An 8410-nucleotide genomic window follows, 5' to 3' on the forward strand; every position below is an offset into this window, starting at 1 on the left:
GATCTTTCTGTTCCTCGCCGTCCGCATTGTCTGGGAGTGAACGCGGCGCCGCGGTCATCGTGCGCCGAACCAGTTGCGGAGCGCATGACGGACGCAAGGGTGGCGCAGGCGGACGCGCAATTCGGAGCGCAACCGGCGAGTGTTCAGCCGGCGCGACTCCTGCATGAATGACCACATGGCAGGATGCACTGCGGCGCGTACCTGCGCAGCCGGCAGGCGAGGCGGACGTGGCAGGCCGGCAGCGTCGGCGACCGCGTCGAAGTAGTCGCCCATCTTCAAGTCCTGTCCATCCGCCGCGTGTATCACCCGTTGTGGCCGGCCCCGGTACAACGCGCATTCCAGGATGCGCGCCAAGTCTCCGATTTCGATGTGGTTGGTGTAGACGTCCTCCTCGGGCACGAGGCACGGCAGCCCTGTGCGCAGTCGCTCCAGGGGCAGCCGGCCTCGGCCATAAATGCCGGGAATGCGCAGCACGACGGTGCGCCACGGAGCAAGGCCCAGGTAGGCTGAGCGCGCGCGGGAGGGGGCGATGGCGCGCCAGACTGCTTCGGCCGCGGCGCGGCGCCGCCCGCGCGGCGAGGCTGGTCGCAACGGCGCCGTTTCCGTCAGCCGGCGCCCCTGTGCATCGCCGTAGACGCCGGTCGTGCTGGCATAGACGAGGGTGAGCGGCCGGCGAACCCGCTCGCGCGGCCCTGTCGCGGGTTTGGCTACAATGTCGGTATGCCGGACAGGACGGGTGCCGCGGCCCGTCGGGGCCGGCAATGCGCACACTTTCCGGGCTGGGCGCCGTAAGACGGCAGCCAGTCGCCGGGAGCGCGGATCGTCTTCGCCTTGGCCGGGCGGGGGCGCCAGCATCAGGACGTCGGTGGCGAGGCCTCGCAGGCGTCCGAGCTGCCGCAGGCAGTCCAGATTGCCCAGCAGCGGAATGGCGCCCACGGCGCGGAGCTCGGACAGCCGTTCGGGGCTGGACGTGAGCGCAAAAACCCGTTTCCGGCCGGACAGCCGTTCCAGGACGTGCAGGCCCGTGTCGCCACAGCCGACGATCAACAGACGCGGGCGGCCCAGGCGCGCGGTTCTCGCGGGCTGTGGGAAGTTCATCGTATTTCCACCGTTTTTATAGGATCCGGGTGATGAGTCATCAGGTCACCGTACTGCCCAGCGGTCATCAGTTCATGGTCCAGGAAGGCCAGACCGTGCTCGATGCAGCGTTGCAGGCAGGCGTAATGTTGCCTTATAGCTGCAAGAACGGCGCGTGCTCGTCGTGCAAGGGCAAGGTGGTCGCCGGCGAGATCGAGCTGGGACCGCATCAAGCGCAGACGCTGACGCCGGAGGAGGCCGCCCAGGGATGGGCGCTGTTCTGCGTCGCCAAGCCGCGTTCCGACTTGACCATCGAAGTGCGCGAAGTCGACGGCATTGGCGACATTCCCATCCGCAAGCTGCCTTGCCGTGTGCAGAGCCTGACGGACGCCGCGCCGGACGTGAAGATCGTCCGGCTGCAGTTGCCCGCCACGGAAAAGCTGCGCTTCAACGCGGGGCAGTACGTGGAGATCATCATGAAGGACGGTCGCCGCCGCTCCTATTCCATGGCCAACGCGCCGCACGAAGAGGGCGGACTGGTGCTGCACATCCGCCATCTTCCGGGTGGAGCCTTTACCGATCACGTCTTCGGCGTCGGCCCGACCCAGATGAAGGAGCGGGACATCCTGCGCTTCGAGGGCCCGTTCGGTTCGTTTTTCCTGCGCGAGGAAAGCGCCAAGCCCATCGTCATGCTTGCCAGCGGCACGGGTTTCGCGCCGATCCGGGCGATGGTAGAGCACATGATCCACAAGGATATCCGGCGTCCGGTCCACTTGTATTGGGGAGGACGTCGCCCGCGCGACCTCTACATGGACGCAGCGGCCCGCGAATGGGCGAGTACCCGCCCGGACTTCCGCTACGTGCCGGTGATTTCCGACGCCTTGCCGGAGGACGGTTGGGCGGGCCGTACGGGTTTCGTGCACAAGGCCGTCATGGAAGACATTCCGGATTTGTCGGGCTACCAGGTCTACGCGTGCGGCGCCCCCGTCATGGTCGAATCGGCCCATAGGGATTTTGTACAACAGTGCGGCCTGCCTGAAGACGAGTTTTACGCGGATGCCTTCACTTCCGAGGCAGACATCGCGCGCAACACGGTGTAATGTTTACCGACCCGCCGCATCGGCGGGTCATCCATTTTCGCCCCCCGGGCACGCAAGGAGTTTGAGTCATGGAATTCGGCCAGTTCAACGTCAACGCCCTCATGGAGATCACGCAGCGTCCGGACCTCGTGTTCATCCGAGGGCAGGGGTCGTGGCTGGAGGATCATGCCGGCAAGCGCTATCTCGACTTCATACAGGGGTGGGCGGTCAATTGCCTCGGGCACTGCCCGCCGGAAGTCGTCAAAGCCCTGGAGGCACAGGCGCGCCTGCTGCTCAATCCGTCGCCGGCGTTCTACAACCAGCCGTCCATCGAACTGGCCACGCGCCTGACCAAGGCTTCCTGCTTCGATCGCGTCTTCTTCGCCAACAGCGGAGCCGAGGCCAACGAGGGCGCCATCAAGCTCGCGCGCAAGTGGGGCCAAGTGCACAAACCGGGCGCCTACAAGATCATCACCTTCAATCACAGCTTCCACGGACGCACGCTGGCCACCATGTCGGCGTCCGGCAAGCCAGGTTGGAGCACGCTCTTTGCGCCCCAAGTCGATGGCTTCCCGAAGGCGGAGCTCAATGACCTCGCATCCGTGGAGGCGCTGATCGACGACCAGACCGTGGCCATCATGTTGGAGCCCGTGCAGGGGGAGGGTGGCGTCATCCCGGCGACCGCGGAGTTCCTGCAGAACCTGCGCAAGCTGGCCGATGCGCGCAAGCTGCTGCTCATCGTCGACGAAGTGCAGACCGGCATGGGCCGCACCGGCACGATGTTCGCCTACGAGCAGGCGGGCATCCGTCCCGACATCATGACGCTGGGCAAGGGCATAGGCGGCGGCGCGCCCCTGGCGGCGCTGCTGGCGCGCGAGGAGGTCTGCGTGTTCAAGCACGGAGACCAAGGCGGCACGTACAACGGCAACCCGCTCATGACCGCCATCGGCGTCGCGGTGTTCGACGCCTTGGCCGCGCCCGGATTCCTGGAGGGGGTGCGCCAGCGGGGGCAATACCTCTCGCAAGGGCTGGCTGCATTGGCCGCCAAGTGGAACATGCCCGGCGAACGGGGCAATGGCTTGCTGCGCGCGTTGATCATGGATCGCGAAGACGGTCCAGCCATCGTCGAGCGCGCCCGCATGCTCGAACCGGAAGGCTTGTTGCTGAATGCGCCGCGGGGCAACCTGCTGCGTTTCATGCCCGCCCTAAATGTGACCGAAGCCGAGATCGACCGGATGCTCGAACTCCTGGACGGCATTCTGGCGACCCTGCGCAAGTAAACTTGCCGCGCGCATCGGGGCCGCGTCGTTCGGCCCCTGCTATCATGGCTGTATGAATATACAGTACCTGCGCCGGGCGCGACGCCGTGCGCCGGCCCGGCCATTCCTGCGGGCATGAATGCGCGTATTCGTCCCGACGGTCAACGTGACGGCCTGGAATCGGCGCCCCTGCCGGACGGCTCGGCGCCGGCTTACGTGGTTGCCGTGCGTGCCCTTTGCGAGTTCACGGCGCGGCAGGGCGACCTCGACTTGCGCTTTTCCCCTTCTCCGTCGGCACAGGAGGGGCAGGCCGGCCATGTCCTGATTGCCAAGCGCCGGGGGCCTGGATATGAAACCGAAATCGTCCTCGCAGGCGCGTATCGCGAGCTGCTGGTACGCGGGCGCGCCGACGGATACGATCCCGTCGCCAACCGCCTGGAAGAGTTCAAGACCTATCGCGGCCGGCTCGAGGCCGTGCCCGCCAACCGGCGTGCGCTGCACTGGGCGCAGGCGAAAATGTACGGCCATCTGCTGTGCGCCGCGCGTGGACTATCCAACCTGGACGTCGCGCTGGTTTACCTCGACATCGCCACCGAGCGCGAGACCGTACTGAGCGAGGCGTACGCGGCGGCGGACCTGGCGTCATTTTTCCGCGAGCAATGCGAGCACTTTCTTGCCTGGGCGCTGGCGGAACGTGCACACCGGCAAGCGCGCGACGCGGCGCTGTCGGGATTGCGTTTTCCTTACGAGCAGTTCCGGCCTGGCCAGCGCGAGCTCGCCGTGGCAGTCTATCGCGCCGCCCGAGACGGCCGCGCGCTGATGGTGCAGGCTCCCACTGGCATCGGCAAGACGCTTGGCACCTTATTTCCTGCGTTGAAGGCCTGCGCCGGAGACAGACTGGACAAGGTGTTCTTCCTCGCGGCCAAGACGTCCGGCCGGGCACTGGCGCTGGGGGCGATCGATGCCTTGCGCAGCGCCGCCGGGTCCCTGCCTGTTCGCGCCCTGGAACTGGTGGCTCGCGACAAGGCTTGCGAGAATCCCGGCCGCGCCTGCCATGGCGACGATTGTCCTTTGGCGCGGGGGTTCTACGATCGCCTTCCGGCCGCGCGTGCGGAGGCAGTTGCCGTTGGCGGCACATGGGATCGCGCCGGCGTCCGCCGGCTGGGGCTGGCACACGGCGTATGCCCGTACTTCCTGGCCCAGGAGCTGGTGCGCTGGAGTGACGTCGTCGTGGGCGACTACAACTATTACTACGATGGCAGCGGCCTCTTGTATGCCTTGACCGCGATGTGTGGCTGGCGGGTCGCCGTCTTGGTGGATGAGGCCCACAACCTGATCGAACGCGCGCGCGGCATGTACAGCGCATCGCTGGACCAGGCTGCGCTGAAAGCGGCACGCGCCGCCGCGCCGGGGGCATTGCGCAGGCCGCTCGGGGCGCTCGAGCGGCGTTGGTCGGCGTGGAACCGCCTGCACTCCGCCTCCTACCAGTCCCTTCCGGCCGTCCCGGCGGGCTGGCTCGCAGCGCTGCAGCAGGCGACGGCGGCAGTCACGGACTATCTCGCGGAGATGCCGGTGGGCATGGACCCGGCCGTGCAACGGTTTTATTTCGACGCGCTGCACTTCACCCGGCTCGCCGAGCAGTTCGGGGATCACTCGCTCTTCGACGTGCGCCTTGTGCACGCACGCGAGGGGCGGCCGGCCTCATCCACCTTTAGCCTGCGCAACGTGGTGCCGGCGCCGTTCCTCGCTGTGCGCCATGCGGCGGCGCGAGCCACCGTACTTTTTTCCGGAACGTTGGGGCCACCCGACTTCTATCGGGACATGCTTGGCCTGCCAGGGCATGCAGGGTGGTTGGAGGTTGGCTCTCCCTTTCGGTCGGAGCAGTTGTCGGTAAGGATCGCGGCGCATGTGTCCACGCGTTTCCACGACCGAGAGCGCTCGATCCCGCTCATCGGTTCGCTCATCACCGAGCAATATGCGGCGCGTCCCGGGAATTACTTGGTTTTCGCCAGCAGTTTCGATTACCTGCGCAGGCTGTCCGACGGTCTGCGGGCGCAGGCGGGCGACTTGCCGGTGTGGGAGCAAACGCCGGAAATGGACGAGGGCGGACGCGAGGAGTTTCTCGCCCGGTTCGTCGAAGGTGGCCGGGGTGTCGGTTTCGCCGTCCTCGGCGGCGCGTTTTCCGAAGGCGTGGATCTTCCCGGTTCGCGCCTGATCGGCGTGTTCATCGCCACGCTGGGCCTGCCGCAGGTCAATGAGGTGAACGAAAAGATGCGCGCGGTCATGGAGGCGCGTTTCGGCCGCGGTTTCGAGTACACCTACCTGTACCCCGGCCTGCGGAAAGTGGTGCAGGCGGCCGGCAGGGTGATCCGCACCGAGCAGGACGAGGGAATGGTGATGCTGATCGACGATCGCTATCGCAGGCAAGACATCCGAAGACTATTGCCGACGTGGTGGCGCGTGGGTGGCGTGGCGGGACCGCGCCGGGAGTGCGCGGGGACGCGTGAACCCAGGCCAGGCGGCTGAGTCCAATTGCCGTTCGAACCGCCAAGCTACAATGCTCGCGAGAGCGCCGAACGACCGTTCGCGTCGATCCAAGACTTCAACGCCATGACCCGACTCGTGATCGTGGGCGGCGGCCATGCCGCTTCCCAGTTGGCCGCATCGCTGGCCGAGAAGCGCTTCCCCGGCCAAGTCGCACTCATCAGCGACGAGGTGCATCTGCCTTACCATCGCCCGCCTTTGTCCAAGACCTTGATCAAGGATCCAGAAGCGGTCCTGCCGGAGCTGCGGGGCGCCGCGTTCTACGAGCAAGCTGGGATTGAGCTGAGGCTGGGCACGCGTGTGCAAGGCATAGACCGCGCGCGCAAGGTGCTGCGCCTGGTCGCGCCCGACGGGCCGCGTGAATTGGCATACGATCACCTGGTGTTGGCCACCGGCGCGAAAGCGCGCGAACTGCCTCAGGCACCGGTCGGCACACCGGGCGTCCACTATCTGCGCACCTACGACCAAGCCCAGGCGTTGCGGGATGCGCTCGCCCAGGCACGGCGCATCGTCGTGCTGGGCGGTGGGTTCATCGGTTTGGAGATCGCCGCCACGGCACGCCAGCTGGGTAAGGAGGTGACGGTGTTCGAGGCGATGCCTCGCCTCCTGGCGCGTTCGGTATCGCCCGCCGTGTCGGACTTTCTACTTGCCACGCATCGCGGCGCCGGGGTCGACATCCGCCTGGGGACGATGGTGGATGGCCTGCAGATGGCCCAGGGACGGGCGACGGGCGTCCTCGTGGGCGGCGTGTCGGTGCCGGCCGATGTGATCATCGCCGGCATCGGCGCCACGCCTAACGTGGACTTGGCGCGGGACGCCGGCCTCGCCTGCGATGACGGCATCGTCGTCGACGCCACCCTGGCTACGACCGACCCGGACATCTCGGCCATCGGAGACTGCGTTGCGTTTCCGCATCCCGACTGGCCCCAGCGACTTCGGCTCGAGTCCGTGCAGAATGCCAATGACCAGGCCAAGGCCTTGGCCGCGCGGCTATGCGGCGAGCCGCAGCCTTACGCCGCAGTGCCATGGTTTTGGTCCGACCAAGGCGAGGCGCGCCTACAGATCACCGGCCTATGGCGGCCCGGCTGCGAGAGTGTCCTGCGGCCTGCATCACGCGGCAACGGCTTTTCGGTCCTGCATTACGAGGGTACGCGCTTGCGGGCCATCGAGTCGGTCAACTCCCCGGTCGACCATATGGCGGCTCGTCGCTTGATGCAGTCTGGGCAGTCGCCCGACAAGGCCGTTGTCGGTGACCCTGCCCGCCCGATCCAAGCCGCCTGATGGAGGATGCGTCCCATGCCGGGGGCGCCACGGTGTATCCGTTCGATTCGGCTCTCCAGGACGTGGAAAGGGGCCGCCTGACCGAGGGAGCGGTACACGGCGCTGTAGGCGGGAATATACACTTACGCTTTGTGCCCCCTGCCGGGGCGGCGCCAAGACGGACCGGGCCGCCGGGCCCGAGGAGCAAGAATGAAAGTCGTCGTATTGGGTAGCGGAATCATCGGCACGTCGAGCGCATGGTGGTTGCGCCAATCGGGTCATGAGGTGACGGTCATCGATCGCCAGCCCGGCGCAGCCCGGGAGACTAGTTTCGCCAATGGCGGGCAGATATCGGTTTCCTATGCCGAACCTTGGGCCAATCCCCAAGCGCCCCTCAAGCTGGCGCGCTGGCTGCTCAGGGGAGATGCACCCCTGCTGTTTCGACTGCATGCGGATTGGCATCAGTGGATTTGGTGCCTGGCGTTCCTGCGTGAATGCCTACCTGGCCGGCTGCCCCGCAACATTCGGGCACTGGTCAACATGGCGTCGTATAGCCGCTCCGTGCTGCAAGCCATGCGCAGCGAACTCGGCATCCGCTACGATCACCTCGAGAAAGGCATCATCAACTTCTATCGCGATGCGGCGGAGTTCGATGCCTCGCAAAAGGCCGCCGACTTGATGCGGGAGTTCGGAGTCGACCGACGCATCCTCAGCACCGAAGAGCTCGTGGCATTGGAGCCGGCGCTAGCTCCGCAAAGCCATCGCATCGTCGGCGGGGATTACACGGCCTCGGACGAAAGCGGCGACGTCTACCAGTTCACGACGGCGTTGGCAGAGAAAGCGGCCGCGGCCGGCGTAGAGTTTCGGTTTTCAACCCAAATCACGCGCTTGCTCGCCGAAGGCGGCTGGGTGAAGGCGGTGGAAGTCATCGACGAACAGGGCCGGTACGGCAAGGTTCACGGCGACGTGTTCGTTGCGGCGTTGGGCAGCTTCACGCCGGAGCTGGTCAGGCCGTTGGGCGTGCCCTGCATGGTATATCCAGCCAAAGGATATTCGGCGACATACCCGGTTACTGATTCCTCGCGCGCGCCTACCGTCAGCCTGACGGACAGCGCGAATAAAGTGGTATTTTCGCGGCTGGGCGACAAACTGAGGGTCGCGGGCACCGCGGAACTCAGCGGGTACTCGCGG

General features: G+C 66.3%; 6 protein-coding genes. 5 read left to right on the forward strand and 1 reads right to left on the reverse strand.

Annotated elements, in window-relative coordinates; genetic code table 11:
• Positions 1–54: 54 nt before the first annotated feature.
• A complete protein-coding gene (locus IRZ12_RS13215; RefSeq protein WP_296469185.1) occupies positions 55–1098 on the reverse strand; it encodes an SDR family NAD(P)-dependent oxidoreductase in 1044 nt (347 codons plus the stop codon).
• A 32-nt stretch (positions 1099–1130) separates the two neighbouring features.
• Here IRZ12_RS13215 and IRZ12_RS13220 point away from each other — a divergent pair, with 32 nt between their 5' ends.
• From IRZ12_RS13220 to IRZ12_RS13240, 5 genes are all read left to right on the forward strand, one after another.
• A complete protein-coding gene (locus IRZ12_RS13220; RefSeq protein ID WP_296469187.1) occupies positions 1131–2177 on the forward strand; it encodes a CDP-6-deoxy-delta-3,4-glucoseen reductase in 1047 nt (348 codons plus the stop codon).
• A gap of 68 nt (positions 2178–2245) precedes the next feature.
• Complete coding sequence (locus IRZ12_RS13225) at positions 2246–3436, forward strand: acetylornithine transaminase (RefSeq protein ID WP_296469192.1); 1191 nt, start codon at positions 2246–2248, stop codon at positions 3434–3436.
• Positions 3437–3550: 114 nt separating this feature from the next.
• Positions 3551–5941, forward strand: coding sequence for an ATP-dependent DNA helicase (locus IRZ12_RS13230; protein ID WP_296469194.1), 2391 nt, complete (start codon positions 3551–3553; stop codon positions 5939–5941).
• 84 nt (positions 5942–6025) lie between these two features.
• Positions 6026–7240, forward strand: coding sequence for an FAD-dependent oxidoreductase (locus tag IRZ12_RS13235; RefSeq protein WP_296469196.1), 1215 nt, complete (start codon positions 6026–6028; stop codon positions 7238–7240).
• Between the two features lie 189 nt (positions 7241–7429).
• Positions 7430–8410 (forward strand): FAD-dependent oxidoreductase (locus tag IRZ12_RS13240; RefSeq protein ID WP_296469199.1); only part of this gene is annotated, 981 nt, incomplete at its 3' end.

The sequence above is a fragment of the Pigmentiphaga sp. genome (genome assembly GCF_019689535.1).
In the GTDB taxonomy this organism is placed as follows: Bacteria; Pseudomonadota; Gammaproteobacteria; order Burkholderiales; family Burkholderiaceae_B; genus Pigmentiphaga.